This window comes from Prauserella shujinwangii (assembly GCF_003001955.1).
In the GTDB taxonomy this organism is placed as follows: domain Bacteria; phylum Actinomycetota; class Actinomycetes; order Mycobacteriales; family Pseudonocardiaceae; genus Qaidamihabitans; species Qaidamihabitans shujinwangii.
Window position 1 is genome coordinate 170,074 of the sequence record NZ_PVNH01000001.1, and the last position, 26,698, is coordinate 196,771.

36 protein-coding genes are annotated in these 26,698 nt (G+C 73.0%); 26 read left to right on the forward strand and 10 right to left on the reverse strand.

Annotated elements, in window-relative coordinates:
- The first annotated feature begins 16 nt into the window (after window positions 1–16).
- On the forward strand, window positions 17–1,093 hold the full coding sequence (locus B0I33_RS00665) for an LLM class flavin-dependent oxidoreductase (protein WP_106176517.1): 1,077 nt from the start codon (window positions 17–19) through the stop codon (window positions 1,091–1,093).
- Between the two features lie 272 nt (window positions 1,094–1,365).
- A complete protein-coding gene (locus B0I33_RS00670; RefSeq protein ID WP_106176969.1) occupies window positions 1,366–1,851 on the forward strand; it encodes a GNAT family N-acetyltransferase in 486 nt (161 codons plus the stop codon).
- A 14-nt stretch (window positions 1,852–1,865) separates the two neighbouring features.
- On the opposite strand, the gene B0I33_RS00675 is transcribed toward B0I33_RS00670, so the two are convergent.
- Window positions 1,866–2,801, reverse strand: a complete 936-nt coding sequence (locus B0I33_RS00675; protein WP_219927096.1) for a mechanosensitive ion channel family protein — start codon at window positions 2,799–2,801, stop codon at window positions 1,866–1,868.
- Window positions 2,802–2,955: 154 nt separating this feature from the next.
- On the opposite strand from B0I33_RS00675, the gene B0I33_RS00680 reads away from it, so the two are divergent.
- The gene (locus B0I33_RS00680; RefSeq protein ID WP_106176518.1) at window positions 2,956–3,963 is read left to right on the forward strand and encodes an endonuclease/exonuclease/phosphatase family protein; all 1,008 of its coding nucleotides are present in this window, start codon (window positions 2,956–2,958) and stop codon (window positions 3,961–3,963) included.
- A gap of 41 nt (window positions 3,964–4,004) precedes the next feature.
- On the opposite strand, the gene B0I33_RS00685 is transcribed toward B0I33_RS00680, so the two are convergent.
- Window positions 4,005–4,979, reverse strand: a complete 975-nt coding sequence (locus B0I33_RS00685) for an alpha/beta hydrolase (protein ID WP_106176519.1) — start codon at window positions 4,977–4,979, stop codon at window positions 4,005–4,007.
- Window positions 4,980–5,149: 170 nt separating this feature from the next.
- Here B0I33_RS00685 and B0I33_RS00690 point away from each other — a divergent pair, with 170 nt between their 5' ends.
- Window positions 5,150–5,608, forward strand: a complete 459-nt coding sequence (locus B0I33_RS00690; protein WP_106176520.1) for a MarR family winged helix-turn-helix transcriptional regulator — start codon at window positions 5,150–5,152, stop codon at window positions 5,606–5,608.
- 5 nt (window positions 5,609–5,613) lie between these two features.
- Here B0I33_RS00690 and B0I33_RS00695 read toward each other — a convergent pair whose 3' ends face one another.
- Window positions 5,614–6,741, reverse strand: a complete 1,128-nt coding sequence (locus B0I33_RS00695) for a glycosyltransferase family 9 protein (RefSeq protein ID WP_219927097.1) — start codon at window positions 6,739–6,741, stop codon at window positions 5,614–5,616.
- A 221-nt stretch (window positions 6,742–6,962) separates the two neighbouring features.
- Between B0I33_RS00695 and B0I33_RS00700 the strand changes: the two genes are divergently transcribed.
- From B0I33_RS00700 to hypB, 19 genes are all read left to right on the forward strand, one after another.
- A complete protein-coding gene (locus B0I33_RS00700) occupies window positions 6,963–7,391 on the forward strand; it encodes a PadR family transcriptional regulator (RefSeq protein WP_106176521.1) in 429 nt (142 codons plus the stop codon).
- 53 nt (window positions 7,392–7,444) lie between these two features.
- Window positions 7,445–8,590, forward strand: a complete 1,146-nt coding sequence (locus tag B0I33_RS00705) for a hypothetical protein (protein WP_106176522.1) — start codon at window positions 7,445–7,447, stop codon at window positions 8,588–8,590.
- Window positions 8,590–9,144, forward strand: a complete 555-nt coding sequence (locus tag B0I33_RS00710; RefSeq protein ID WP_219927098.1) for a hemerythrin domain-containing protein — start codon at window positions 8,590–8,592, stop codon at window positions 9,142–9,144. Before B0I33_RS00705 ends, B0I33_RS00710 begins: the two co-directional genes overlap by 1 nt.
- Window positions 9,141–10,223, forward strand: a complete 1,083-nt coding sequence (locus B0I33_RS00715) for an NADH-quinone oxidoreductase subunit B family protein (protein WP_106176523.1) — start codon at window positions 9,141–9,143, stop codon at window positions 10,221–10,223. Before B0I33_RS00710 ends, B0I33_RS00715 begins: the two co-directional genes overlap by 4 nt.
- Window positions 10,224–10,269: 46 nt before the next feature.
- On the forward strand, window positions 10,270–12,078 hold the full coding sequence (locus tag B0I33_RS00720) for a nickel-dependent hydrogenase large subunit (protein ID WP_106176524.1): 1,809 nt from the start codon (window positions 10,270–10,272) through the stop codon (window positions 12,076–12,078).
- Complete coding sequence (locus B0I33_RS00725; RefSeq protein WP_106176525.1) at window positions 12,071–12,643, forward strand: NifU family protein; 573 nt, start codon at window positions 12,071–12,073, stop codon at window positions 12,641–12,643. The genes B0I33_RS00720 and B0I33_RS00725 overlap by 8 nt, the downstream gene beginning before the upstream one ends.
- Window positions 12,640–13,230: a DUF5947 family protein gene (locus B0I33_RS00730; protein ID WP_106176526.1), complete on the forward strand. Its 591-nt coding sequence runs from the start codon at window positions 12,640–12,642 to the stop codon at window positions 13,228–13,230. Before B0I33_RS00725 ends, B0I33_RS00730 begins: the two co-directional genes overlap by 4 nt.
- A 45-nt stretch (window positions 13,231–13,275) precedes the next feature.
- Complete coding sequence (locus B0I33_RS00735; RefSeq protein WP_106176527.1) at window positions 13,276–13,482, forward strand: hypothetical protein; 207 nt, start codon at window positions 13,276–13,278, stop codon at window positions 13,480–13,482.
- 26 nt (window positions 13,483–13,508) lie between these two features.
- On the forward strand, window positions 13,509–13,637 hold the full coding sequence (locus tag B0I33_RS30650) for a hypothetical protein (protein ID WP_281259331.1): 129 nt from the start codon (window positions 13,509–13,511) through the stop codon (window positions 13,635–13,637).
- A gap of 16 nt (window positions 13,638–13,653) precedes the next feature.
- A complete protein-coding gene (locus B0I33_RS00740) occupies window positions 13,654–14,292 on the forward strand; it encodes a D-sedoheptulose-7-phosphate isomerase (RefSeq protein WP_106176528.1) in 639 nt (212 codons plus the stop codon).
- Entirely contained in the window at window positions 14,289–14,525 is a 237-nt protein-coding gene (locus tag B0I33_RS00745) for a HypC/HybG/HupF family hydrogenase formation chaperone (protein WP_106176529.1), read from the forward strand. Before B0I33_RS00740 ends, B0I33_RS00745 begins: the two co-directional genes overlap by 4 nt.
- Window positions 14,522–15,226 carry a D-sedoheptulose-7-phosphate isomerase gene (locus B0I33_RS00750; RefSeq protein WP_106176530.1) on the forward strand — a complete coding sequence of 235 codons (705 nt, stop codon included), beginning with the start codon at window positions 14,522–14,524 and terminating at the stop codon, window positions 15,224–15,226. The genes B0I33_RS00745 and B0I33_RS00750 overlap by 4 nt, the downstream gene beginning before the upstream one ends.
- The gene (locus tag B0I33_RS00755) at window positions 15,223–15,522 is read left to right on the forward strand and encodes a hypothetical protein (protein ID WP_181193129.1); all 300 of its coding nucleotides are present in this window, start codon (window positions 15,223–15,225) and stop codon (window positions 15,520–15,522) included. The genes B0I33_RS00750 and B0I33_RS00755 overlap by 4 nt, the downstream gene beginning before the upstream one ends.
- Entirely contained in the window at window positions 15,519–16,016 is a 498-nt protein-coding gene (locus B0I33_RS00760) for a hydrogenase maturation protease (protein ID WP_106176531.1), read from the forward strand. Before B0I33_RS00755 ends, B0I33_RS00760 begins: the two co-directional genes overlap by 4 nt.
- Before the next feature lie 5 nt (window positions 16,017–16,021).
- A complete protein-coding gene (locus B0I33_RS00765; RefSeq protein WP_106176532.1) occupies window positions 16,022–16,294 on the forward strand; it encodes a HypC/HybG/HupF family hydrogenase formation chaperone in 273 nt (90 codons plus the stop codon).
- A gap of 61 nt (window positions 16,295–16,355) precedes the next feature.
- A complete protein-coding gene (gene hypD, locus B0I33_RS00770) occupies window positions 16,356–17,483 on the forward strand; it encodes a hydrogenase formation protein HypD (RefSeq protein WP_106176533.1) in 1,128 nt (375 codons plus the stop codon).
- Complete coding sequence (gene hypE, locus B0I33_RS00775) at window positions 17,480–18,643, forward strand: hydrogenase expression/formation protein HypE (RefSeq protein WP_106176534.1); 1,164 nt, start codon at window positions 17,480–17,482, stop codon at window positions 18,641–18,643. The genes hypD and hypE overlap by 4 nt, the downstream gene beginning before the upstream one ends.
- A 10-nt stretch (window positions 18,644–18,653) precedes the next feature.
- On the forward strand, window positions 18,654–19,007 hold the full coding sequence (locus B0I33_RS00780) for a hydrogenase maturation nickel metallochaperone HypA/HybF (RefSeq protein WP_106176535.1): 354 nt from the start codon (window positions 18,654–18,656) through the stop codon (window positions 19,005–19,007).
- Window positions 18,985–19,785 (forward strand): hydrogenase nickel incorporation protein HypB, encoded by an 801-nt coding sequence (gene hypB / locus B0I33_RS00785; protein ID WP_106176536.1) that lies wholly within the window; start codon window positions 18,985–18,987, stop codon window positions 19,783–19,785. Before B0I33_RS00780 ends, hypB begins: the two co-directional genes overlap by 23 nt.
- Window positions 19,786–19,801: 16 nt before the next feature.
- Here hypB and B0I33_RS00790 read toward each other — a convergent pair whose 3' ends face one another.
- Window positions 19,802–20,278 (reverse strand): hypothetical protein, encoded by a 477-nt coding sequence (locus B0I33_RS00790; RefSeq protein ID WP_106176537.1) that lies wholly within the window; start codon window positions 20,276–20,278, stop codon window positions 19,802–19,804.
- A 234-nt stretch (window positions 20,279–20,512) separates the two neighbouring features.
- Here B0I33_RS00790 and B0I33_RS00795 point away from each other — a divergent pair, with 234 nt between their 5' ends.
- Together B0I33_RS00795 and B0I33_RS00800 are read left to right on the forward strand one after the other, a co-directional pair.
- Window positions 20,513–20,767: a hypothetical protein gene (locus tag B0I33_RS00795; protein WP_106176538.1), complete on the forward strand. Its 255-nt coding sequence runs from the start codon at window positions 20,513–20,515 to the stop codon at window positions 20,765–20,767.
- Window positions 20,768–20,858: 91 nt separating this feature from the next.
- Window positions 20,859–21,260: a ChaB family protein gene (locus B0I33_RS00800; RefSeq protein WP_106176539.1), complete on the forward strand. Its 402-nt coding sequence runs from the start codon at window positions 20,859–20,861 to the stop codon at window positions 21,258–21,260.
- Between the two features lie 46 nt (window positions 21,261–21,306).
- Here the strand turns inward: B0I33_RS00800 and B0I33_RS00805 are convergent, their stop codons facing one another.
- The gene (locus B0I33_RS00805) at window positions 21,307–21,897 is read right to left on the reverse strand and encodes an SIS domain-containing protein (protein WP_106176540.1); all 591 of its coding nucleotides are present in this window, start codon (window positions 21,895–21,897) and stop codon (window positions 21,307–21,309) included.
- A 97-nt stretch (window positions 21,898–21,994) separates the two neighbouring features.
- Here B0I33_RS00805 and B0I33_RS00810 point away from each other — a divergent pair, with 97 nt between their 5' ends.
- Window positions 21,995–22,297, forward strand: coding sequence for a hypothetical protein (locus B0I33_RS00810; RefSeq protein ID WP_106176541.1), 303 nt, complete (start codon window positions 21,995–21,997; stop codon window positions 22,295–22,297).
- A 36-nt stretch (window positions 22,298–22,333) separates the two neighbouring features.
- On the opposite strand, the gene B0I33_RS00815 is transcribed toward B0I33_RS00810, so the two are convergent.
- The 5 genes from B0I33_RS00815 to B0I33_RS00835 form a co-directional block, all read right to left on the reverse strand.
- Complete coding sequence (locus B0I33_RS00815) at window positions 22,334–23,143, reverse strand: ABC transporter permease (protein WP_219927099.1); 810 nt, start codon at window positions 23,141–23,143, stop codon at window positions 22,334–22,336.
- Window positions 23,140–23,874, reverse strand: coding sequence for an ABC transporter ATP-binding protein (locus B0I33_RS00820; protein WP_106176542.1), 735 nt, complete (start codon window positions 23,872–23,874; stop codon window positions 23,140–23,142). The genes B0I33_RS00815 and B0I33_RS00820 overlap by 4 nt, the downstream gene beginning before the upstream one ends.
- Window positions 23,867–24,418 carry a TetR/AcrR family transcriptional regulator gene (locus B0I33_RS00825; RefSeq protein WP_106176543.1) on the reverse strand — a complete coding sequence of 184 codons (552 nt, stop codon included), beginning with the start codon at window positions 24,416–24,418 and terminating at the stop codon, window positions 23,867–23,869. Before B0I33_RS00825 ends, B0I33_RS00820 begins: the two co-directional genes overlap by 8 nt.
- A gap of 81 nt (window positions 24,419–24,499) precedes the next feature.
- Window positions 24,500–25,504 carry a non-homologous end-joining DNA ligase gene (gene ligD / locus B0I33_RS00830; RefSeq protein WP_106176544.1) on the reverse strand — a complete coding sequence of 335 codons (1,005 nt, stop codon included), beginning with the start codon at window positions 25,502–25,504 and terminating at the stop codon, window positions 24,500–24,502.
- Window positions 25,501–26,577 carry an ATP-dependent DNA ligase gene (locus tag B0I33_RS00835; RefSeq protein WP_106176545.1) on the reverse strand — a complete coding sequence of 359 codons (1,077 nt, stop codon included), beginning with the start codon at window positions 26,575–26,577 and terminating at the stop codon, window positions 25,501–25,503. Before B0I33_RS00835 ends, ligD begins: the two co-directional genes overlap by 4 nt.
- Window positions 26,578–26,698: the final 121 nt, after the last annotated feature.

Here is a 26,698-nt window from a genome sequence, read left to right on the forward strand (position 1 = left end):
TAGACGAGGAGCCGTGATGCAGTTCGGGATCTTCACCGTCGGCGACGTCACCCCGGACCCCACCACCGGGCGCGCGCCGACCGAGGCCGAGCGGATCAAGGCGATGGTGACCATCGCGCAGAAGGCCGAGGAGGTGGGGCTCGACGTCTTCGCGACGGGGGAGCACCACAACCCGCCGTTCGTGCCGTCGTCGCCGACCACGATGCTCGGCTACGTCGCCGCGCGCACCGAGCGGCTGATCCTGTCCACCGCGACGACGCTCATCACCACCAACGACCCGGTGAAGATCGCCGAGGACTACGCGATGCTGCAGCACCTGGCCGACGGCCGGGTGGACCTCATGCTGGGGCGCGGCAACACCCCGCCGGTCTATCCGTGGTTCGGCCAGGACATCCGTCAGGGCATCCCGCTCGCCATCGAGAACTACCACTTGCTGCACCGGTTGTGGCGGGAGGACGTCGTGGACTGGGAGGGCCGGTTCCGCACCCCGCTGCGGGGCTTCACCGCGACACCCCGCCCGCTGGACGGCGTGCCGCCGTTCGTCTGGCACGGCTCCATTCGCAGCCCCGAGATCGCCGAGCAGGCCGCCTATTACGGCGACGGGTTCTTCGCCAACCACATCTTCTGGCCCAAGGAGCACTTCATCCGGCTGGTCGGCCTGTACCGGGAGCGGTTCGAGCACCACGGGCACGGCACCGCCGACCAGGCGATCGTCGGCCTGGGCGGGCAGGTGTTCCTGCGCGAGCGCTCGCAGGACGCCGTGGCCGAGTTCCGGCCCTACTTCGACCACGCGCCCGTCTACGGCGGCGGGCCTTCGCTGGAGGAGTTCACCGAGCAGACGCCGCTGACCGTGGGCAGCCCGCAGGAGGCGATCGACAAGACCCTCACCTTCCGCGAGCACTTCGGCGACTACCAGCGGCAGCTGTTCCTGGTCGACCACGCCGGACTGCCGCTGAAGACCGTGCTCGAGCAGCTGGACCTGCTCGGCGAGCGGGTCGTGCCCGTCCTGCGGGCGGAGCTGGACGCGCGGCGCCCGGCGCACGTGCCGGACGCGCCCACGCACGCCAGCCTGCGCGCGGCCGCCGCGCGGTGACGGAGCGGCATGGTGACCGGGCCGCACGGTGACGGGGCGGCATTGGTGACGGGGCGGCATTGGTGACCGGGCGGCATTGGTGACGGGGCCGCACGGTGACGGGGCGGCATGGTGACCGGGCCGGACGGTGCCACGGGACTGGGGTGTCGTGCTTCGCGCGTATGCGGAGTGGGGTCCACGCACGCCAGCCTGCGCGCGGTGGTCGTGTGGTGACCGGACGGCCCGGTGACCGGGCGCCCGGCGCCACGGGGGCCGTCGGGCACACTGGCGCCATGCACGTCCGCGAAGCCACCGCCGCCGACTGGCCCGCGATCTGGCCGTTCCTGCGGCGCATCGTCGCCGAGGGCACCACCTACACGCTGCCGCGCGACCTGGGCGAGGACGCGGCGCGGGCGATGTGGATGCTCGACCCGCCCGGCCGCACGGTCGTCGCGGAGGACGGCGGCGTGGTCGTCGGCTCGGCGAAGGTGTGCCCCAACTACCAGGGGCCCGCCGCGCACGTCGCCAACGCGAGTTTCCTGGTCGACCCCGGCCACGGCGGTCGCGGCGCGGGCCGCGCGCTCGGCGAGTACGTGCTCGACCTGGCCCGTGCGGACGGCTACCGCGCGATGCAGTTCAACGCCGTGGTCGAGACCAACACCCGGGCGGTGGCGCTGTGGCGCTCGCTCGGCTTCGAGATCGTGGGCACGGTGCCCGAGGCGTTCCGGCACCCGGAGCACGGCTACGTCGGCCTGCACGTCATGCACCGCAGGCTCTGACGCGCCCCCGCGGCTCAGCCCTGCTGGGCCGCGCCCGCCCCGGTCACCGGCAGCACCGGGTAGGCCACCTTGATCCCGGCTCGGTCGAGGGCGCCCTTGAGGTGGCCCCGCAGGGCCCGGCCCAGCGCCCACTGCTCGCCGGGCTGCGTGGTGACCAGCACCCGCACGGTCACCGCGCCGTTGCCGATGGCCACGACCCCGCTGATCTCCGGTGCCCCCACGATCTTCGCCGCGTACTCGGGGTCCTGGGCGAACTCCTCGATGCTGCGCCGGATGACGTCCTTGGCGCCGTCGACGTCGACCGAGTAGTCCAGCGGCAGCTCGACGACGGCGTTGGCCCAGTCCTGGTTCATGTTGCAGACGCGCAGGATCTCGCCGTTGCGCACGTACCACAGTCCGCCGTTGAGGTCGCGGATCTTCGTGATGCGCAGGGTGACCGCCTCGACGGTCCCGACCGCGTCCCCCGCGTCGATCACGTCGCCGACGCCGTACTGGTCCTCGACCATCATGAACAGGCCGGACAGGAAGTCCTGCACGAGGCTCTGCGCGCCGAACCCGATCGCCAGGCCGAGAACGCCCGCGCTGGCCAGGATCGGGGCGATGTCGATGCCGACCTGGCTGAGGACCGTCACGAACGCGACGCCGAAGATCACGAACGTCGAGACGCTCTTGAGCACCGAGGCGATCGTCCGCGCCCGCTGCCGCTGGCGCTCGCCGCGCGAGGTCTCGGCCGCGTGGACGATCCGGCCGCCCACCCGGGAGCGGTTGAGCCGCTCGCGGGAGCTGACCATGCGCCGGGTCAGCTGGTCGATGACGCGGCCGACGACCGCGCGCAGCACGAGCGCGACGACCACGACGATCGCGATGTTGATCGCACCGGAGATCAGTCCGCTGGCGTTCTGGTCGAGCCAGGTGCTGACCGGGTCGGCCTGCGCCGCCGGCATGGGCATGCTCTGCTCCTCTCCCTCCGCGGTCCCCCGCGGGGCGAGGGTGACACGAGCCGGCTGGAGCCGCCGGACGCGGGGTCGCGACCGGGTGGGACCCACCACACCGGACCGCGGGCGAGCGTGCCGCTACCGTGGGCGATCAAGGGGGTGAGCCGCCATGACGGGGACCGTGGGCACGACGGGTGCCGCGCGCGGGTCCGCGGGGAGGCCGGCGCGCTCGTGGTTGCGGCCGCGTGTGGTGCTGCGGGTGGCGTGCCTGCTCGCGCTCGCCGGGGTGGCCGCGCTGCTCGTGGTCCGCTTCGCCGGGCTCGACGACGGCACCTACCTCGCGATCCCGGTGTCCGGACTGCCGTACGTCGCGGCGGTGTCGGTCGTGCTGCTGCTGGTGACCCTGCCGCTGCGCTCCCCGGCGCTGGTGCTGACCGCGCTGGCGCTCGTCGTCGTCCAGCTGGCCCTGCTGACACCGCGGTTCGTCGCGGACGGCACCGACATCCCGCCGGAGGCGCCGACGCTGCGCGTGGCCACCAGCAACACGCTGCGCGGCGGCGCCGACCCGCACGCCCTCGTCGACCTGGTGCGCGAGCAGCGGATCGACGTGCTCGCCGTGCAGGAGTTCACCAGCCACGACGCGGTGCGGGCACTGGACGACGCGGGGATGTGGGAGCTGATGCCCTACCGCGAGCTGCACCCCGAGATCGACACCTCGATCTACTCCCGGCTGCCGCTGCGGGACGCGGGCCTGCTGGACGCGCCCACCACCTGGCCGCAGACGGCCGCGACGGCGCGGGTCGGTGGCCGGGACGTGCGGCTGGTGGCCGTGCACCTGTACTACCCGTACGGCGACCCCGGGCGGTGGGCCCGCGACCTGGCCGCGCTGCGGGGCGCCGCCGGACCGGACGTCGTCCTGCTGGGCGACTTCAACGCCACCCTCGATCACACGCCGATGCGCGAGCTGCTCGCCGGGGGCCTGACCGACGCGCACGCCGAGCTCGGGCACGGCTGGGCGCCGACGTGGCCCGCCCGGGGGACGTTCCCGCCGCTGCTGCAGCTGGACCACGTGCTGTACGGCTCCGGCCTGGCGGCGGTGTCGGTGAGCGAGCACGTCGTGCCCGGCACCGACCACCACGCCGTCGTGGCTGAGCTGGCCGTACTGCCCCGGGGGTGAGCGACGCGGCTCGCGCGTCGCCCACCCCGGAGCCGGGCCGGTCAGGCGGTGCCGAACGCGGTCCGCAGAGCGGCGCTCGCCTGCCCGATGGCGGCCTCGGCGGCGTGGGTCTCGCGCAGCGCGTTGAGCATCACGAAGTCGTGGATGGTGCCGAGGTACCGCACGGCGGTCACCGGCACCCCCGCCTGCCGCAGCTTCGCGGCGTAGGCCTCGCCCTCGTCCCGCAGCACGTCCGCCTCGGCGGTGATGACCAGCGCGGGCGGCAGCCCGGCCAGGTCGTCGACGGTGGCGCGCAGCGGTGAGGCGGTGATCTCGGCGCGCCGCGCGGGGTCGGGCAGGTACTGGTCGAGGAACCAGCGCATGCCCTCGGTGGTGAGGAAGTACCCGCCCGCGCCGAACCGGCGGTAGGACTCGGTCGGCGACTCCAGGGTGGTGTCGGTGACCGGGTAGAACAGCACCTGCTGCAGGAAGCGCACGTCGCCGCGCTGCTTGGCGAGCAGGGTCACCGCGGCGGCCATGTTGCCGCCGGCCGAGTCGCCCGCGATGGCGATGCGCGACGGGTCCAGGTCGTGCTCGGCGCCGTGCCGGGCCACCCAGGCGGCCACGGCGTAGTTCTCCTCGACGGCGACGGGGTAGCGCGCTTCGGGGGAGCGGCTGTACTCCGGGAACACCACGGCCGCCCCTGCGCCCACGGCCAGCTCACGGACCAGCCGGTCGTGGGTGTGGGAGTTGCCGAACACCCAGCCCGCGCCGTGCAGGTAGACCAGCACGGGCAGCGGGCCGGAGCTGCCCGCGGGGCGGAGGATGCGGACGTCGACGTCCCCGTCCGGCCCGCCGGGCACGGTGAGGTCGGTGATGTCCACGTCGGGTCTGGCGATGTCGCCGGACTGCACCTCGTCGACGGTCCGGCGGCCCTCGGCGGGGCCCAGCTCGTACAGGAACGGCGGTTGCGCGGTGGCCTCCACGAAGGCCTGTGCCGCGGGTTCGAGGGACAGCTGGTGCGGGTTGGCGGTCATGCGGTGCTCCTCGGGTGCTGAGTGGGTGGTGCGGACAGGAAGAACAGTAGAGCGCAGTTGAATTGTGCACAACTAAATTGCGCCCGATGAGATGATGGCCACTTCATTTGCGTCCGGCCCCCTGCTGCGGCAGCATGGGCTGACTGGGCAGTTACCGAGAAGGAGGTCCCATGGCGGTCGACGCGGCCACCCCCCGGCTCGACGAGCAGGTGTGCTTCGCCCTGCACGCGGCCTCGCGCGCCGTCACCGCGCTGTACCGGCCGCTGCTCGACGACCTCGGCCTCACCTACCCGCAGTACCTGGTGATGCTGGACCTGTGGGAGCACGGCGACCGGGGCGTGAAGGAGCTCGGAAAGGCGCTGTCGCTGGACTCCGGCACGCTGTCGCCGCTGCTCAAGCGGCTGGAGAAGGCCGGCCTGGTGCGCCGCGAGCGCCGCGGCGACGACGAGCGCTCCGTGCGGGTCACGCTCACCGGGGACGGCGACCGGCTCCGCGACAAGGCGGTGCCGCTGCCCGGTCTCGTCGGGGACGCGATGGGCCTCGACGCGGCGCAGCTGGACGAGCTGCGGGTCACGCTGAACCGGCTGACCGACTCGGTGACCCGCTACCGGACCGGCCTCGGTTCCTGACCCGGTCAGCCCGGCTCGTCCAGCGCGTCGATCTCGGACAGAACCTCCTCCGCCCCGAGGCGGTACGCGCAGCGGAAGTCGATGGGACAGTCCAGGTGGGGACACGGGTTGCAGCCCACCTCAACCCGGGCGATCCGGTGCCGGGGCGGCGGATGCGCCCAGCGCACCGGATCCCCGGCGAGGAACACGGTGACGGTCCGGCCGCCCACGGCGGCGGCCAGCTGCGTGGCGCCGGTGTCGTTGCCCACGAGCACGTGGGCCTCGCGGAGCAGCAGGGCGTAGCCACCGAGGGACGTCCGGCCTGCCAGGTCGAGCGAGGGCTGGGTCATCGCCGCCGCGACCCGGCCGGTCCGGTACCGCTCGGCCCGCACCCCGCCGAGCACGATCCGCAGCCCGCGCCGGGCGAGCGCGTCGCCCACCTCCGCGAACCGCTCGGGTGGCCACCGGCGGCTGCTGGCGCCCGCGCCCGGATGCAGCACCGCGTACTCGCCGGGGCGCAACCCGAACCGGTCGCGCAGGCGCGCCCACTCGGCGTGGTCGGCCGCCCGCAGCGGGAACTCCAGCTCGCCCGCCCCCGGCGGCACCTCGGCGCCGAGCCGTTCCATCAGCCGCAGATGCCGGTCCACCTCGTGGGTCTCGCGGGGATACGGCACGTGCAGCCCGGGATCGCGCGCGGGTTCCCACCCGCCGGGCCGGAACCCGGCGATCCGGTTCGCCCCGAGCAGCTCGGTGACCTCGTTCGCGCGCGGATTGTCGCCGTAGCACTGCACCGCGAGGTCGAAGTGGCGGGCGTGCGCCGCCACGAGGAAGTCCGGCAGCGCCTCCGGCTGGGGCGGCCGTTCGGGGATGCCGGGATATCCGGGAAACGGCAGCAGCTCGTCGGCGTAGCGCCGGAGGCGGGCCAGCACCGGCGCCGTCTCGGACCACGTGACCACGGTGATCCGCAGGTCCGGCCGGGTCCGGCGCAGTGCACGCCAGGCGGGCGCCGAGCAGATCAGGTCGCCGAGGCCGACGCTCAGCCGCACCAGCGCGATGCGGCGGAGGCGGGGGTCGCGCAGGACGGGCATGGTGAGGCTGTTCCCCACCTGTCCCCGATCATGCCTGCCCGCGCCGATCGACTCGTCGCCGGCCACGCCCCCCGGGCAGTCCGAACCGGACTCCCGGCGGGCCCGGCGTCCTCGATGGACACCGTCACCGGCGCCGTGCGAGATCGTCCGCGGCGGCCGCGCCGGGGCACGGCGGCATGGTCGCCGCGATCGGCACCGCGTGAGTGACCCGTTCGGGGACGTTTGCCCGGTCGGCGGCCGGGTATGCGAGCCGTGCGGTACGCGCGAGCCGAGGAGGCGATGACGCCATGACGGACGGGGCCGTACGACACCGCGGCGGGGACTTCTGCCATCCGAGAGGTCTGCTCGACGCCTGTCTGCTCCTGCTGATGCGCGAGCGTCCCGCGCACGGCTACGAGCTGAGGTCCCGCCTCGCCCGGCTCGGCCTCACCGAGCAGGCGCCCGGGTCGATCTACCGGGCGCTGCGCCGCCTGCACGCCGACGGCCTCGCGCGAGCGTCGTGGCAGCACTCCGCCTGCACCGGGCCGGACCGCCGCGTCTACGCGATCACTCCCGAGGGGGAGGAGGCGCTCGAGCTCACCCGCGCCGCCGCGGTCGACCTGGTGCACACGCTGGACACGTTCCTCGCCGAGTACCACCGCGTCTCCTCGGCCGTGCCGGAGCAGGGCCGCTCGATGGGTGCGGGAGCACTTACCGGAGCCCGGGAGCCTTCCTAGTGTCCGGGTGGTCGTAGCCCAGCGAGAGGGACCGTGGCGGGAGGCCGAGACGGGTGAGCAGCGCGGCGGGGACCGTGGCCGGCGTGCCGGGTGACGACTCCGGCTTCGAGCGGATCCGCGCCGTCGCCGACGCGATCCTCTACGAGGGCTACCTGCTCTACCCCTACCGGAAGTCCTCGCCCAAGAACCGGGTCCGCTGGCAGTTCGGCGTCCTCGCGCCGCGAGCGTGGGCGGAACGGGTGGGACCGGTCGCCGAGAGCGTGGCCGGTTCCGTCGAGTCGTGGCGGCAGCACACCGAATGCCTCGTGGAGACCCGCGCCGACCCCGCCGGGGTCGTGCTGCGCGCCCGGGTCCGGTACCTGCAGCTGCAGGCGAAGCGGGTGGAACGCCGCACGGCGGACGGCGGCCACGAACCCGTCGAGTCGCTCGAGTACGGCGGGCGGCCGCACCTGACGTTCGACGAGGCGGTGCCCCGCGAGCACGACCTCGTGGTGACGCTGGCCGAGATCCTCGGCGGCGGCCGCGTGTTCGACGTCGGCGCGCCCGGGGCGACCGACACGGAGCCGCTCGGCGACCGCGGCCGCGTGCTGCGGTGGCGGTGGCCGGTGGCGGCCACCGCCACCCTCGCCGCGGAACGCCTCGACGCCCCGGTGCCCGCCTTCCGGCTGTCCCTGACCACCGCCAACACCGGCTCGTCGGCCGGGCCGGACACTCCGCGCCCCGAGGTGCTGCGCCACTCGCTGATCGCGGCGCACACCCTGCTGCGCGGCGAGGGACTGCGCTTCCCCTCGCTGATCGACCCGCCCGCGTGGGCCGGGTCGCACGCGCGCCGGTGCCGCAACGTGCACACGTTCCCCGTGCTCGCGGGCGACGACGCCGGCCCGGGCACCGGAACCGGGATGCTGTCCTCCCCGATCCTGCTCTACGACGACCCGCGGGTGGCCCCGGAAAGCCCCGGCGACCTGCACGACGCCGCGGAGATCGACGAGATCCTCTCCCTGCGCACGCTGACGCTGACCGAGGACGAGAAGCGCGAGGCACGGGCCACCGACCCGCGCGCCGCGGAGATCCTCGACCGCGTGCACGGCATGCCGGAGGAGGTGCTGGCCCGGCTGCACGGCGCGGTCCGCTCGCTGCGCCCCGATCCCACCGTGCCCCGCGAACCCACCACGAACGCGACCGACGAAGGAGAGACCTGATGGCCCGCATGGACGCCATCGAACTCCTCGCGCACGACCACCGCATGGTCGAGCAGCTCTTCCGCGACTACCACGCGGCCGCCTCCGCCGAGCAGCGGCGCGGCGTCGTCCAGATCACCGTCCGCGAGCTGTCCAAGCACGCCGCGCTGGAGGAGCTCATGGTCTACCCGCTGGCCAGGAAGGTCCTGCCGGACGGCGCGCGCGAGATCGACGAGCACCTCGCCGAGCACCGCGACGTGAAGAAGACCCTGGCCGCACTCGACACGATGCCCGCGGGCGACGAGCGGATGGACTCGCTGATGGCCGAGCTGCGCCGCGAGGTCGCCGAGCACGTGCGGGAGGAGGAGGGCGAGCTGCTGCCGAAGCTGCGCGGCGCACTCGACCAGCAGGCCCTCGACGAGCTGGGGGAGGCCCTGGACAAGGCCAAGCGGACCGCCCCGACCCGCCCCCACCCGCGGGCCCCGGACCGGCCGCCGGGCCTGACCTTCGCGGGCCCGGTGGCCGCCATCTACGACCGGCTCCGAGACCGACTGCAAGGGAGACCGCAGACATGAGCGTGGACAGCGGCGTACCGGGCCGGGAGGCGGCCCGCGCGGAGCACCGGCAGGGCTTCGACGAGATCAGCATCCTCTGGATCTCCGAGGGGATGAGCTGCGACGGGGACACCGTGTCCATGACCGCGTCGGGCCAGCCGGCGATCGAGGACGTGGTGCTGGGGTTGATCCCGGGCCTGCCGAAGGTCAACCTCCACAACAAGGTGCTCTCCCCGAGCGTGGGCGGCGAGGACTTCCTCCGGCCCTTCCGGGCCGCCGCGCGGGGCGAGCTGAGGCCGTTCATCCTCGTGATCGAGGGCTCGGTCCCCAACCAGAACATCATCGAAGGCGACGGCTACTGGACCTCGTTCGGCAACGACCCGGACACCGGGGAGCCGCTGACCCTCAACTGGTGGATCGACCAGCTCGCACCGAAGGCGTGGGCCGTGGTGGCCGCGGGCACGTGCGCCACCTACGGCGGGATCCACGCGATGGCGGGCAACCCGACCGGCTGCATGGGACTCGCCGACTACCTCGGCTGGGACTTCCGGTCCGAGGGGGCGCTGCCGATCGTGAACGTGCCGGGCTGCCCGATTCAGCCGGAGAACTTCATGGAGACCCTGACGTGGGTGCTCTACCACGCCGCGGGCGCCGCGCCGCCACCCCCGCTCGATGAGAAGCTGCGTCCACAGTGGCTGTTCGGCAAGACCGTGCACGAGGGCTGCGACCGCGCCGCCTACTACGAGCAGTCCGATTTCGCCAAGGACTACAACTCGCCGAAGTGCCAGGTGAAGGTGGGCTGCTGGGGCCCGATCGTCAACTGCAACGTGCCCAAGCGCGGCTGGATGTCCGGGGTCGGCGGCTGCCCGAACGTCGGCGGCATCTGCATCGCGTGCACGATGCCGGGCTTCCCGGACATGTTCATGCCGTTCATGGACGAGCCCACGGGCGGCAGCCTGTCGTCGATCCTGAACAAGCCCTACGGCGCCTTCATCCGGCGCATGCGTGCCATCAGCAACGTGGCCGCGAACAAGGAACCCAAGTGGCACCACAACGGGCCGGCGCTGACCAGCGGCTACGACCCGCGATACCGGCCCTGACCCGATTCCCGGACGCGCACACCACCACGGCAGGAGGACGGCAGCGATGACGGCCACCCAACCCCGGCGCAGCGCCGGCCAGGAGGAGGGCGAACTCGTCGAGATGGCCTGGGATCCGATCACCCGGATCATCGGCAACCTCGGCATCTACACCAAAATCGACTTCACGAACCGCCAGGTGGCCGAGTGCCACAGCACGTCGTCCCTGTTCCGCGGCTACTCGGTGTTCATGAAGGGCAAGGACCCTCGCGACGCCGGGTTCATCACCACCCGCATCTGCGGCATCTGCGGGGACAACCACACGACGTGCTCGCACTACGCGCAGCAGATGGCCTACGGCATCAAGCCCCCGCCGCTGGCCGAGACGATCGTGAACCTCGGCGAGGCCGCCGAGTACATGTTCGACCACACGATCTTCCAGGACAATCTCGTCTTCGTCGACTTCTGCGAGGCGATGGTCAAGGAGACCAACCCCGGTGTCCTCGCGCGGGCCGAGAAGACCGAGGCGCCCGGCGCGGCCGTGCACGGCTACCGGACCATCGCCGACATCATGCGGTCGTTCAACCCCTTCGAGGGCGCCGTCTACAAGGAGGCGCTGCAGGTCAGCCGCATCACCCGGGAGATGTTCTGCATCATGGAGGGGCGGCACGTGCATCCGTCCACCCTGTACCCGGGCGGGGTGGGCACGATGCCGGAGCCCACCACGTTCACCGACTACCTGTCCCGGCTGGTCCGCGTGCTCGACTTCGTGAAAAAGTCGGTCGCCCTCAACGACGACGTGTTCGACTTCTTCTACGAGGCGCTGCCCGGCTACGAGGAGGTCGGCAGGCGCCGCGTGCTGCTCGGCTGCTGGGGCGCGTGGAACGACCCCGCCGTCTGCGACTACCGCTACGCGTCGATGAACGACTGGGGCAAGGCCATGTTCGTCACGCCCGGCGTCATCGTCGACGGCGAGATCGTCACCAACAACCTCGTCGACATCAACCTCGGCATGCGCATCATGCTCGGCAGCTCGTTCTACGAGGACTGGGTCAACGAGGAGCCGTTCGTCACCCGGGACCCGCTCGGCAACCCGGTCGACATGCGGCACCCGTGGAACCAGACCACCGTGCCGGTGCCGCAGAAGCGCGACTTCGACAACAACTACAGCTGGGTGATGAGCCCGCGCTGGTTCGACGGCAAGGACCACCTCGCGCTGGACACCGGCGGCGGCCCGTTCGCGCGGCTGTGGTCCACCGCGCTGTCCGGGATGGTGGACACGCCGTACGTGAAGTCCACCGGTTCGGGTGTGCGGATCTCCCTGCCGAAGAGCGAGCAGCTGCCGGACATGACGCTGGAGTGGAAGATCCCGCACGACAAGCAGGGCGCTCCGCTGTCCAACGCGATCGAGCGGGACCGCGCCCGCGTGTACTTCGTCGCCTACGCCGCCGCGATGGCGCTGAAGTTCGTCGAGGACGGGCTGGCCCTGGTGCGGGCCGGGGACACCCGCATCTTCACCGACTTCGAGGTGCCGGACGAGGCCGTCGGCTGCGGCTTCCACGAGGCCGTCCGCGGCGTGCTCTCCCACCACATGGTCATCAAGGACAAGAAGATCGCGAACTACCACCCGTACCCGCCGACACCGTGGAACGCCAGCCCGCGGGACAGCTACGGCACGCCAGGGCCCTACGAGGACGCGGTGCAGAACACCCCGATCTTCGAGGAGAACGGGCCGGACGACTTCAAGGGCGTCGACATCATGCGCGCCGTCCGCAGCTTCGACCCGTGCCTGCCCTGCGGGGTGCACATGTACCTGGGCGGCGGCAAGGAACTGCGCAAGCTGCACTCGCCGACCTTCGGGGGCATCAATGGCTAGCCAGGGCGGAACGCGGCTCGACGATGGCGCCGTCGAGCGGCGGCTCGCCCGGCTGGACGAGCTGCTGGCTCACGTCGAGCGCTACCCGGGGCCGACCGCGGACACGGCCCTGGAGGCGGTGCGGACGCTCACCGACGTCTACGGCGAGGCGCTGGCCAGGATGGTGGACCTCGCCGCCGACCGGGCAGGCCGGTTCTCCGCCGACGAGCTCGTCGGGCACCTCATGGTGCTGCACGACATCCACCCCGAGCCGGTCGCCGACCGCGTGCGCCGCGCCCTCGACGGGCTCCGCGCGCACCTGGGCACCCGGGGCGACGGTGTGGAACTGCTCGGGATCGACGGAGCCGTCGCCCGCGTGCGGGTCTCCGGCGGCGGCTGCGGCTGTGGCTCGGCGGGTTCCCCGGACGGCACGCTGGAACAGGCCGTCCGGGAGTCCGTGCTGGCGCTGGCGCCCGAGCTGCGGGACGTGGAACCGGTGCGCGAACCCACGGGCGGAGGCGAACCCTCGCTCATCCCCGTGGAGTCCCTGCTGAGCCGCACGGCCGCCGCGGGGGGCGGCCCGTGAGGAGCGCCGCGCTCGAACGCGTCGTCCGGTCGGCGAACACGGGCCGGGCGGAGGCCGGTGAGCGCTGTGACCTGTGCGCCGAGCCCGTGCCCGGCGACCACCGGCACCTGCTCGACACCGCGGTCCGGGAACCGCGGTGCTGCTGCCGGGCGTGCTCGATCCTGTTCAGCCGGGAGGCCGCCAGCGACGGGCACTACCGGTTGCTGCCGACCCGCCGCACGCGGCTGCCCGACGTGCCGGCCGGTGCGCTCGGCGTCCCCGTGGGCCTGGCCTACGTCGTGGTGGGCGACGACGGGGGCGTGCTCGCGCACTACCCGAGCCCGGTGGGCGCCACCCGGTGGGACGTCGACCCCGCGGCGTGGCGGTCGGTCCTCGACCGGGTGCCCGCGCTGCGGGAGCTGGCGCCGGAGACGGAGGCGCTGCTGGTCAACACGGCACGCGGCGCGCGGGAGCACTGGCTGGTGCCGCTCGACGACTGCTTCCGGCTCGTGGCCGTGGTCCGCCGGGAGTGGCGGGGCCTCTCCGGCGGCGGCACCGTCTGGCGCGAGATCGAGCGCTTCTTCACCGAACTGACCGAACGACGCTGACCACCGCGGCGCCGTGGCACCGCGGAAGCACCAGAGGAGGAGACGATGGGCCGGATCCGGGTCGGCACGGCACAGGGCAGGATCGACGAGTCGACCCACGTGCCGGGAATCCACCAGGGCAACAAGGGGCCGTATCACAAGCAGCCGGGGCACCACGACGACGGCACCGCCGACGCCCGCCGCTCCACCGGCATCCACCCCAAGCGGCACAACGCCATCCTCAAGATCATGCCGAACCTCCCGCCGGGCTGAGCGGTGACCAACGACGGAGGCCAACCATGGCGAAGAAGATCCTGATCGCGCAGGGCGTCCTGATCGGCGCGGCGGTCCTGGGCATCCTCGTGCGCGAGTATCCCGGGCTGGTGCGCGAGATCCGCATGTGGCGGATGGCGAGGCTGCGCGACTGAGGAAGGGAACGAGCCGATGACGTCCCCCGAGGTACGGGACAGGAAGTTCTTCGACGACCGCGTGGCGGCGGCGTTCGACGCCCGGGTCGCACCACTGGAAGCCCTCATCGCCGATGCCGAGCCGGTCGCCCGCGCCTGCCACGCGATGGCCGAACGCTTCCACCGCGGCGGCAAGCTGATCGTGTTCGGCAACGGCGGCGGCTCCACCGACGCCCAGCACGTGTCCGTCGAGTTCGTACACCCGGTGATCGTCGGCAAGCGCGCGCTGCCCGCGATCTCGCTGACGGCCGACGTGGCCACCATGACCGGCGTCGCGCGGCGCGTGGGCTTCGCCGAGGTGTTCGCCCACCAGCTGCGCTACCTGGCCACGCCGGACGACATCGCGCTCGGCCTTTCCGAGGACGGCCGGTGCGACAACGTGCTGCGCGGCCTGGAGAAGGCCCGTGCGCTGGGGCTGCTGACGGTGGCGCTGGTCGGCGGGGACGGCGGCGACATCGCGCGCAGCCGGTCCGTCGACCACGTCCTCGGCGCGGCGTCGACCGACCCGCGCGTGGTCAAGGAGGTCCACGTGACCACGTACCACGTCCTGTGGGAACTGGTGCACGTCTTCTTCGAGCATCCCGGTGTGCTCACCGGGGAGGTGATGAGCCGGTGACCGTGCCCGAATGCCCGGACGGTGTCTGCGTGACCTGCTCCGACGAGGCCGTCCCGGTCCGCGTGACGCGGCTGCTCGCCGACGGGCTGGCGGTCGTGGACCCCGGGACGGGGCACGCGGAGGAGGTGAGCGTGGCGCTCGTCGCCGCCGCACCCGGTGACGTCGTGCTCGTGCACGCCAAGGAGGCGATCGCGGTGCTGCCCCGCGAGCCCGGTGAGGAGGCACCCGCATGACCTCGCAGCAGGATCTCGAGGCGCTCTACCCGTTCCTGTACTCCGGGTCCGAGTCCGGCGCCGCCGACGTCGACGGCGTGCTGGCGGAGGTCCGTCAGTCCACTGTGGACAAAGCGAGGGAGATCGTGGACCTGCGCCGGGAGGTCCACCGGCGCGACGGTGCCCGGATCGCGGCGTGCGGGGCCGCGATGGCCGGGCGGTTCGCGCGGGGCGGGCGCCTGTTCGCCTTCGGCAACGGCGGCAGCTCCACCGACGCGCAGGACCTGGCGACGACGTTCATGGACCCGCCGCCCGGCTTCCCGCCGATGCCCGCCTTCGCGCTGACCGCTGACATCGCCGTGGTCACCGCCCTGAGCAACGACGTGGGGTTCGACGTGGTGTTCTCCCGCCAGCTCGCCGCGTTCGCCCGGCCCGAGGACATCGCGGTGGGGCTGTCGACGAGCGGCAACTCCGCCAACCTGCTCTCGGCGTTCGACGAGGCGAGCAGGCGCGGGATGCTGACGGTCGGCATCTCCGGCGACACCGGCGGCAAGATGGCCGAGCTCGGCTCGATCGACCACCTGTTCGTCGTGCCGTCGCCGTCGGTGCACCGCATCCAGGAGGCGCAGACGACGATCTACCACGTCCTCGCCGAACTGGCCGCCGACGGCGTGCCCGGCGGGCACCCGTTCGACCAGCCCGCGCCGGGGTGGGCCACGTGAACCGGCCGGAGGTGACCGATCAGCCGGAGCTGGACAGCGTGCCGCTCGGCGGTACGCGGGCGCGCCGGGGCAGCAGGGTGGTGCTGCGGCCCGCCGGCCGGACCGACGCGCAGGACATGTTCGTCACCGGCCGGACGGCGACCGTGCGGGCGATCCGGGAGGACGTCGACGGCACCGTGTTCCTCGCGGTGACCATCGACGGCGACCCGGCCGCCGAGCTGCTGCACGAGCGCGCGCAGTACCGCTACTTCACCACCGCCGAGGCGGAGCCGCTCCCGGAAGGGGAGACGCCGTGACCCCGCGCGTGCTGGTCGCCGGCATCGGCAACATCTTCCTCGGCGACGACGGGTTCGGCAGCGAGGTGGCCCTCCGGATGTCCAGAATGGACGTTCCGGAGCGGGTGCGCGTCGCCGACTACGGGATCCGGGGGATGCACCTGGCCTACGAGATGCTGGACGGCCGGTTCGCCAGCACCGTCCTGGTGGACACGGTGTCGCGGGGCGGCGCCCCGGGCACGCTGTACGAGATCGAGGCCGACCCGGACTCGTGCGCGGACGCGGACGTGGACGCGCACGCCATGACCCCGGCGGCGGTGCTGGCGCTGCTGCGGCGGCTGGGCGGCGTGCCCGGCCGCGTGCTCGTCCTCGGCTGCGAACCCGAACGCGTCGACGAGGGGATCGGGCTCAGCCCGGCCGTCGCCGCCGTCGTGGACCCGGCGGCACGCAGGGCACTCCAGCTGGCCGCGGCGGAGGCCGCCCGCGCCCCGGCGGCCGCCACAAGAGAGGAGTGACACCGATGTGCCTCGGCATCCCCGGCGAGGTCGTCGAGACCGTGCCGGAACAACCGGACCTGGCGCGGGTGAAGGTGAGCGGCGTCCGGCGCGCCATCAACGTGGGTCTGCTCGAGGAGCCGCCCAGCCCGGGCGACTGGGTGCTCATCCACGTCGGCTTCGCGCTGTCGAAGATCGACGAGGAGGAGGCGCGGGCGACGCTGGAGTTCCTGGAGGGGATGGGACAGAACTACACCGACGAGGTCGACGCCCTCAAGCAATCGATGCTCGACTCGTGAGTGAGAAACGTCGTTCTAACCACGTTTCTCACTCACGAGGCGAGCGGGACGGTAGGTGACCATGCGTTTCGTCGACGAGTACCGCGATGCCGGCAAGGCCAGGGCGCTGGCCTCGAAGATCGCGGGCCTGTGCGAGCCGGGCAGGCACTACAAGTTCATGGAGGTGTGCGGCGGGCACACCCACACCATCTACAAGCACGGCCTGGAGGACTACCTCCCGGAGAACGTCGAGCTGGTGCACGGGCCGGGCTGCCCGGTCTGCGTGATCCCGATGGGCCGCGTGGACGACGCCATCCACATCGCGAGCACGCCGGACGTGCTGATGACGTCGTTCGGCGACATGATGCGGGTGCCCGGCTCGGGCGGGAACTTCTTCGACTCCAACGCCGAGGGCACCAACATCCGCATGGTGTACTCCCCGCTCGACTCGCTCAAGCTCGCCCGGCAGAACCCCGACAAGCACGTGGTGTTCATGGCCATCGGCTTCGAGACCACGGCGCCGTCCACCGCGATGACCCTGCTGCGCGCCCGGCAGGAGGGCATCCGGAACTTCTCGGTGTTCTGCAACCACGTCACGATCATCCCGGCGATCAAGGCGATTCTGGACTCGCCGGACCTGCGGCTCGACGGCTTCCTCGGGCCGGGCCACGTGTCCACGGTGATCGGTTGCCGCCCGTACGAGTTCATCGCCAGGGACTACGGCAAACCGCTCGTGGTGGCCGGTTTCGAGCCACTCGACATCCTGCAGTCCATCTACCAGCTGCTGGTGCAGCTGAAGGAGGGCCGCAGCGAGGTGGAGAACCAGTACGCCAGGGTGGTTCCGTGGCAGGGCAACCAGGTCGCGCTGCGCGCCATGGCCGAGACGATGGAGCTGCGGCCGTACTTCGAGTGGCGCGGTCTCGGCTTCATCTCGCACTCGGCCACGCGGCTGCGGGAGCAGTTCGCCGCGTTCGACGCCGAACGGATCTTCTCCCTGCCGGGCGTACGGGTCGCCGACCCGAAGGCGTGCCAGTGCGGCGAGGTGCTCAAGGGCGTGCTGAAGCCGTGGGAGTGCAAGGTGTTCGGCACCGCGTGCACCCCGGAGACCCCGATCGGCACGTGCATGGTGTCGCCCGAGGGCGCCTGCGCCGCCTACTACAACTTCGGCCGGTTCTCCCGGCAGCGCGTGAAGGAGGCGACCGGCGCATGAGCACCGAACGACTGGCGCCGTGGGCGGAGCGGGCCGTGTCCGAGCACGGCGCGACCACCGGCGGCGGCCCCGGTGGCCCCGGCGATCCCGGCGACCGCGAGCAGCGGGTGCTCGACCGTATCGACAAGGCACGCAGGCGCAGGCCGAAGGTCCGCGAGGACCGGATCACCTCCGCGCACGGCGCGGGCGGGAAGGCCACCCAGACGCTGGTCGAGGCGGTGTTCCTGGACGCGTTTCGCAATCCCGCGCTGGAGCCGCTCGGCGACGCCGCCGAACTGACGGTCGGCGGGGAGCGGGTGGCGATGACCACCGACTCGTTCGTGGTGTCGCCGCTGTTCTTCCCCGGCGGCGACATCGGCGACCTTGCCGTCAACGGCACCGTGAACGACCTCGCCGTCGCCGGGGCCACCCCGCGGTACCTGTCGTGCGGCTTCATCATCGAGGAGGGGTTCGAGGTCGCCGACCTGCGCAGCATCGTGTCGTCGATGACGGCCGCGGCCGACGCGGCGGGCGTCGCGCTCGTCACCGGGGACACGAAGGTGGTCGGCAAGGGCTCGGGCGACGGCTGCTACCTCAACACCACGGGCATCGGCACGCTCGACCCGGACCGCGCGCTCGGCGTCCACACCGTCCGGCCCGGGGACGCCGTGCTCGTCTCCGGGCCGGTGGGCGACCACGGCGTGACGATCATGCTGGAGCGCGGTGAGCTGGACATCGACGCGGACCTGGAGTCGGACACCGCACCGCTGAACGGGCTGTGCCGCGGGCTGCTCGACGCGGTGCCGGGCGTGCGCGCCATGCGCGACGCCACCCGCGGCGGTGTCGCCACGGTCCTCAACGAGGTGGCGCGGGCCGCGCAGGTGTCGGTCGTGGTCGAGGAGGACGCGGTGCCCGTGCGGGAGGAGGTGCGCGGCGCCTGCGAACTGCTCGGCATCGACCCGTTGTACGTCGCGTGCGAGGGCCGGTTCGTGGCCGTGGTGGACGGTGCGCAGGCCGAGACCGCGGTCGCGGCGCTGCGGTCGCAGCCGCTGGGCGCGGGCGCCAGGGTGATCGGGCACGTCGGGGACGACCCGCCGGGCCTGGTGCTGCTCAAGACGGGTTTCGGCGGCACCCGCATCGTCGACCTGCTCGTGGGCGACCCGCTGCCCCGGATCTGCTGAGGCGGCGGCCGTGCACGAGCTGTCCATCGCCCAGAGCATCGTCTCGGGCATCACCGAGCAGGTCGGCGACCGGAACGTGCTGCGCGTCGGGCTGGAGATCGGCCGGCTGTCCGGAGTGGAGGTCGACGCGATCCGGTTCTGCTTCGACGTCGTGGCGGCGGGAACGCCGGTCGAGGGTGCCGAGCTGGTGATCGACGAACCGCCGGGGCGGGCCCGCTGCCGCGGGTGCGGAGCGGAGTCCGCGCTCGCCGATCTCCTCGGCGGCTGCGCGTGCGGCGGCCTCGACCTCGAGGTGCTCTCGGGAGAACAGTTGCGGATCCGGGAAGTGAGGGTGCAGCGCGATGTGCGCGACGTGCGGGTGTGACGGCGGCGCCGGGACGATCGACGAACCCGGCCACGAACTCGGAAAGGACGGCCACGAACACAGCCACGAACACAGCCACGACCACAGTCACGAGCACAATCACGACCACAGCCACGAGCACGAGACCGTCGTCCTGGAACAGGACGTGCTCGCCAAGAACGACCGGGCCGCCCGGCGCAACCGGGAGTGGCTGCGGGCCAGGGGCGTCTGCGCGGTCAACCTGATGAGCTCGCCGGGCTCGGGCAAGACCACCCTGCTGGAACGCGCGGTGGGGGAGCTGTCCCGCGCGCGCCCCGTGATGGTGGTCGAGGGTGACCAGGCGACCCCGATGGACGCCGAGCGGCTGCGCGCCACCGGTTGCCGGACGGTGCAGATCAACACCGGCTCCGGCTGCCACCTCGACGCGGAGATGATCGAGCGTGCGCTGCGCACCCTCGATCCGGGCAGCGGCACGCTGGTGTTCGTCGAGAACGTCGGCAACCTCGTCTGCCCCGCGCTGTTCGACCTCGGCGAAGCGCGGCGGGTGGTGCTCGCCTCCACCACCGAGGGCGAGGACAAGCCGCTGAAGTACCCGCACATGTTCCGGGGCGCCGACCTCGTGCTGCTGACCAAGGTGGACCTGCTGCCGCACCTGCGGTTCGACGTCGAGCGTTTCCACCGGCACCTCGGCCGGGTGAACCCGGACGCCGAGCTGCTGCCGGTGTCCGCCGTGGCCGGGGAGGGCCTCGACGACTGGTACGGCTGGCTGACCTCGGCGGTGCCGGTGCCCGCCCGCTGACCGGTGCCGCGGCCGCTCAGCCGGCCGTGTCCCGCGGCCTGGCGCGCAGCTCGGACAGGACCGCGCCGTAGAGGAGGTGGTCGGCGGCCAGCGCCAGGCGCTCCCGGGTGGACTGCTGCCGCAGCAGGCGCAGGCCCAGCACCGGCAGGATGCCGAGCTCGAACCCCAGCCACACCGCCGTGCCGTACGCGGGCCCGGCCCACGGTTTCAACCGGACGCGGTCGGGCAGCGCACCGAACACGGCGCCGCCGCCCGCGCCGTAGGCCCAGTGCAGCAGGATGATCAGCCCTTCCCGTTGCCGCCGGGTCAGCCGCCGCAGCACGTCCGGGCCACCCTCCTCGGTGACGACTTCCGGCGGTGTCCGCGCGATCAGGCCGAGGCGCGTGGTGAGGGCCCGCAACCCGCTCATGCTCATCGCCGCCACCGCGCCGCGCAGCGCCGCGTGCGCGATCTCGGTGGTGCGCGAATGCTGGTGGGTCTGCCGTTCCTCCATCCGGAGGCGGTACCACCGGGGACCAGCCGCGAAACCGGGTGGGCATGTTTGACCGGGACCGTCCGCGGGCACACCGGTGTCCCGGGCCTGGGACAGCCGCGCCGAGTACCGCGGCCGTCCCCGCGAGGATGGCTCGCCGGGCCGGCGGCCGATTGCCCCCACCCCGACCGGTCTGCCGAGCACCGGCGAGCCATCTCTTCCCCGGGCAGCGCAACCGTTCCGCACGAGGTCACGATGAGCCAGCACGACGAACCGGTCGAGATCCGCCGCGCCGCGCCGGGCCCGCGGCCCGAGGACTGGCGGCACGGTGAGCGGGACCCGCTCGCCGCGGAGGGCTTTCCCGAACGGATGGCGGAGCTCGCGCGGCGCGCCGAGCAGGAGCTGCGGGAGGGCAGGGCGACCAGCGCCATCGACGTGCTCGACGGGATGGGAGCCGAGATCGAGTCGTGGCGCCGGGCGGCCGCGGAGAGCGCCAACCAGCTGGACTGACCCGCCGCGCGTCGGCGTTTGGGCCGGGCCGGGTCCGGATAACCACGGTACGCGTTGATCGGAACCGAGAACCCGAGCGAAGGTGAGTCCGATGCCCGCACGTGAGGAACTGCCCAGCACGATCCAGCGGTCGCCCAGGAAGGCGCAGCGCACGTGGATCAAGGCGCACGACTCGGCGGTGGAGACCTACGGCGAGGGCCGGCGGGCGCACCAGACGGCGTTCGCGGCGCTGAAGCACTCGTTCGAGAAGGTCGGCGACCACTGGGAGCCCAAGGAGCAGCGCGGTCCCTCCGACGAGCAGGCCCGCCGCGGCGCGGGGCAGAAGCCCGCGAGGACGGCGGGCGGCGTGGACGCCTCCGCCAGCAAGAAGCACCTCTACGAGCGGGCCCGCGAGCTGGACATCAGCGGCCGCTCCTCGATGAGCAAGCAGGAGCTGGTGCGGGCCCTGCAGAAGGCGAGCGGGCGGCAGACCGCCAAGGCCAGGAAGAAGTAGGACGGGCCCGCCCGCCGGGCGTGCGCGGCATGCCTGGCCGGGCGGCTCAGACGGCGAGGTCGCCGATGTGGTCGCGGCCTTGCGGCCGTGCCTGTTCCACCGCGGCGCACAGCAGCTGCACGGCCACGAGGTGGCCCACCGGCACCGTGGCCGCGGTGCCCCGCAGGCTCAGGGTCTCCTCGGCGGCCGACGCCAGCGGTCCCGGCTCCGGGCCGGTGAGCGCCCACACCGTCGCCCCCGCCTTCCTGCCCTCCTCGGCCGCGCGGACCAGGACGTGCTCCCCGCCGGGCGTGGCGAGCAGCACGAGCACGTCGCGGGGCCGCGCGTGCGCCGTCACCTGCCGGGCGAAGGCCTCGCCGCTGTCGGATGCGAGGTCGGGGCCGAGCGCGAGCGCCGCGAACGGCCGCCGCGCCGGATCGTCCCGGCCGACGGTCTCGGTGGCGAAGTACCGGGCCGCGTGGGCCGAGGCGTCGTCGCCCGCCGTGAGCAACCGGTTCCCCGCCCGCAGCCGCTCGCCGAGCACGCCGCCCCAGCGCGCCAGCAGCTCCGCGCGGTGCCGCAGCACGGCCAGTGTCCGGTCGAGCGGGTTGAGATGACCCCGCACGAGGTTCGCGGGCGACACGGTCAGGGCGCACATCGGCACCCGGGTAACCGCCGTGCGCCGGGTTAAACCTCCGCAGCGCGGGGGTACCTCCTCCCCGGCAGCACGCAGCGGAAGGAAAGGACGATCCACGGTGGCCGACGAGGAATACCCCGGGCAGACGCTCGTGACGACGGACCACGACGAGATCAGGCGGTGGGCCGAGGATCGGGGCGCGACCCCGGCCAGGGCTCCCGGGAGCGAGTACGGCGACCACCTCGGGCGGCTCCGGCTCGACTTCCCCGGCTACGGCGGGGAGAACCTGGAGCCGGTGTCCTGGGAGGACTGGCTGTCCACTTTCGACAAGCGCGATCTGGAGTTCGTCTACCAGGAGCATCGGAAGCAGGGCAACGAGAGCAACTTCTTCCGGCTCCGCCAGCGCGAGGGCGGCCGGTGACACCGGGCCGCCGCGTGCCACCGAGGGTGCCCGTGGTCAGCGGTCGAGCTGGAGACGCCGCCAGGAAAGGAGCGTCGCGGGCGCGCAGATCAGCGGCACCGTGGTGACGAGGGCGAGCTGAACCGGAGTGACCGAGGCCGGTTCGATCGCCCAGAGCGCGGGCGCGGCAACCGGGAACCAGCCGCCGGCGCCGGCCACGACCACGACCTGTGCGGCGACGATGAGGCCGAGGGTGGCACCGATCCCGGGCAGCGGCCCGCGCCCGAGCGTGGCCACCCAGGCGGCGGGAGTGGCCAGCAGCGCGGACAGCAGGGCGAGCAGGTGCTGGCGGGCGAGCGCCGCGAGGACGCCCTGGTCGGGGGAGCCGAGGCCGATCATCAGCCCGGCGGCGAGGAGCAGGGCCGCGAGTGCGGTGGCGACCGCGGCGCCCCAGCCGAGGAAGACGAGGATCTTGGCCGCGGCGAGGGCGGTGCGGCGTACCGGAAGGGCGAACAGGGCGCCGACCGTCCGGTCGGCGAACTCGCGGCCGAACATCCAGCTCAGCACGACACCGAAGCCCAGCAACGCGGCGGGCGCGGTGATCTGGGCCACGACACCGAGCAGCAGGTCCCACCCGGTGCGCTCGGCGAGCGGTCCGAGCCGGTCCAGGACCCGCTCGTTGCCACCGCGGCCGGCGGCGGTGAGCGCGCCCGCCAGTATCGCGATGCCCGCGACGAGGGCGGCGGTGGTGGTGAGGACGACCCGGGAGCCGAACGTTTTGCGTGCCTCGACCACGACGGCGGTGCCGGTCATGCGGTCGGCCCTGTCCCTCCGCACCGAGCTTTCCCGGTCCGCCCCGCCGCTCACGCGGCGCCTCCCGCCTGCTGGTCGTCCTGGTGCACGAGGGTGAAGAAGGCGCGTTCGAGGTCGGTGCCGTCCGGGTCGAGACCACCGACGATCCTGCCGTGGTTGACGACGGTGATGCGGTCGGCGACGCGGGCGACCTCGTCCAGGTGGTGGCTGGACACCAGGATGCCCGCGCCGCCGGCGGCGCGGCGCAGCAGTGTGGAGCGGAGCGCGACGACGCCGGCCGGATCCAGCCCGTTGGTCGGCTCGTCGAGGACGATCGTGGTGGGCCGGTGCAGGAGCGCGGCCGCGAGACCGGCACGTTGCCGGTTGCCCTGGGACAGCGCTCGCGCCCGCACACCGAGGTACCGCCCCAGGTCGAGTTCGTCGACGATGTCCCGGACCGCCGCGCCGACGCGGGCGCGGGGGACACCGTGCAGGCGTGCCGCGAGAACCAGGTTGGTGCGGGTGTCGAGGTCGCCGTAGACGAGCGCGTGGTCGACGAGATGCCCGACCCGCGCCCACACGGCGGTGGGCGCGGTCCGGACGTCGTGGCCGTCGATCGCGCACGTGCCGCTGTCCGGGCGGAGCATGCCGAGCACCAGGCGCATCAGGGTGGTCTTGCCAGCGCCGTTGAGGCCGACGAGGGCGTGGATCTCACCGCGGGCCACGGCGAGGTCGATGCCGCGCACACCCGCGGCCGGGGAGAACGCGCGCGACAGTCCGTTCGCGACGATGCGCCGCTCAACCATTCCCGCCGTCCAGAGTGTCCAGTGCGCCCAGCACGGCGGAAGCGAGGGCGCGATCGTCGTCGCGGGCCCAGGCGTAGAGCGCCGCGGTGATCGCGGCGAGCACCGCGGCGCCGGCGGCCTCCGCGCGCAGGGGCTCCGTGCCGCCCGCCACGAGTTGTTCCACGATGAGCCGCTGGGTCGCCTCGTTGTCCCGCCAGGCGGCCGCGCGCAGCGCGGGGGAGCCCGCCACGATCCGCACCCGCCTGCGGACCAGGTCACTGTCCGGCTCGTCGAGCCGGGACCACGCCTCGCGGACGCCGCGGGCCGCGCGCCGCAACGGGCCGAGCGACAGGGGCTGGGCGGCGATCGCGGTGGCGATGAGCGGGTCGTACGGATCGTCGAGGACCAGGCGTTCCTTGGACCGGAAGTGGCGGAAGAAGGTCATCTCCGTGACCTGCGCCGCGGCGGCGATCCGCGCGACCGTCGTCGCCTCGAAACCGTGCCGCTCGAACAGCTCCAGCGCCACGCGCTGGATCCGCTCATGCGTCCGGTCCCACTTGCCCACCCTGAAATGTTATCAGGTAACATTTCAGGGTGGGCGTGGCCGTCCGGTGGCGGCCTCCCGGTGTGTGCTCCGGCGGGCGAGTCAGGGCTTCCGGGCGCGGCTGGGGGCGACCCGGGGCGGCTCGTTGGGCTGCTTCGGGTACACCGGTGGCCACGGCGCGTCCAGCAGCCCGTTCGCGAGGTCGCGCCGGGACAGGTCCAGCAGCGGCTCCAGCGACTGCGGGCGCTCGTTCATGCCCGCCCACGGGTCGCCGTGCTCGGCGAGCCTGCGCGGCACGGTGGCGATCGTCAGCTCGGCGGGGTCGATCTCACCCACCTCGTCCCAGCGGATCGGGGTGGACACCGGGGCGTGCGGGCGCGGCCGCACACACCAGGCGCCGAACACGGTCTTGTGCGGCGCGTTCTGGTTGTAGTCGACGAACACGCGCGCCCCGCGCTCCTCCTTCCACCACTGCGCGGTGACGAGGCCGGGGTGGCGGCGTTCCAGCTCGCGGGCGAGCGCGACGGCCGCCGCGCGCACCTCGTAGCTGTTCCAGCGGGGTTCCAGCCGCACGTAGACGTGCAGGCCGCGGGAACCGGTGGTCTTCACGTGGGCCTCGATGCCGAGCTCGTCGAGCAGGGCCCGCGTCAGCGCCGCCGCCTCCCGCAGCTGCGTGAACGTGACCCCGGGCGAGGGGTCGAGGTCGACGCGCAGCTCGTCGGTGACCTCGGGCGTGGCGGCGTGGAAGGGCCACACGTGGAAGCCGAGGCAGCCGAGGTTGACCGCCCACAGCACGTGCGCCAGGTCGGCGGCGACGAGCGCCTCGCTCGTGGTGCCGTTCGGCGTGGCCACCACGGCGGTCGTGAGCCAGCCGGGCGCGGACTTCGGCACGCGCTTCTGGAACCAGGACTTGCCGCCCGCGCCGTCCGGGTGGCGCTCCAGCAACAGGGGCCTGCCGCGCAGCGTGCCGAGCAGGGGCCCGGCCACCGCCTGGTAGTAGCGCACCAGGTCCAGCTTGGTCTCGCCGCGCTCGGGGAAGTACACCTTGTCGGGGTGGGAGAGGGTGACCTCGGTGCCGTCCACGTCGAGGGTCACGCCGGCGCTCACCGGGCCACCTCGGTGAACAGGGTCCGCAGCTCCGCCGGGGGCACCTCGTCGAGCTGGGCGTACGTGCACGAACGGGGGTCCCGGTCCGGTCGGAAGCGGACCAGCCGGGCGCCGTGCCGGAACCGGCCCGCCTGCACGTGCTCGTAGCGGACCTCGGCGACCAGCTCAACCCGCAGCGGCTCCCACGACAGGTCCTTGCCCGCGCTCCACCGGCTCTGCCCGCCGGGCACCCGTCCGGCCACCTCGCCCTGCGCCTCGGCCCAGCCCCGCCACGGATGTCCGGTGAGGGCGTTGTCCCGCAGCGGAGCCAGCTCGTCGACCAGTTCGCGGCGGCGGGCGGCGGGCAGGCTGGCGGCCACGCCGACGTGGTGCAGCACGCCCTGCTCGTCGTACAGGCCGAGCAGCAGCGAGCCGACCCCCTTGCCGTCCTTGTGCCAGCGGAAACCGGCCACGGCGCAGTCGGCGGAGCGCTCGTGCTTGACCTTCCACATCGTGCGCCGGTCCTGCTCGTACGGCAGGTCGCCGTCCTTGGCCATCACGCCGTCGAATCCCGCGCCCTCGAACCGGGTGAACCAGTCCCGCGCGACCTCGGGATCGGTGGTCAGCGGGGTCAGGTGCACGCGGGCCAGGCGGTCGTCGAGAACGGTCTCCAGCAGCCGGCGCCGCTCGCGGAACGGCTCGCCCGTGAGGTCGCTGTCCCCGAGCGCCAGCAGGTCGAACGCGACGAAGCTCGCCGGTGTCCGCTCCGCGAGCAGCCGGACCCTGGACTCGGCGGGGTGCAGCCGCAGCTGCAGCGCCTCGAAGTCGAGGCCGTGCTCGGTGACGATCACGATCTCGCCGTCGACGACGCACCGCGGCGGCAGGGCCTCCCGCAGCAGGTCGGCGAGCTCGGGGAAGTACCGCGTCAGCGGCCGGTCGTTGCGGGATCCGAGCACCACCTCGTCGCCGTCGCGGAAGACGATGCAGCGGAACCCGTCCCACTTCGGCTCGTAGGTGAGCCCGGGCGCGCGCGGGATCTCGCGCACCGAGGTCGCCAGCATCGGCCTGACCGGCGGCGATACGGGAAGGTCCACCCGCTGATCGTAAGCCGCCGCGCGTGTCCGCGTCCTGCGCACGCGTGTCCTGCATCCAGGCACACGTGTCCGCACCCTGGGTACGGCTCGCGCGGTGGCGCCGTACCCAGGAGGCGGACAC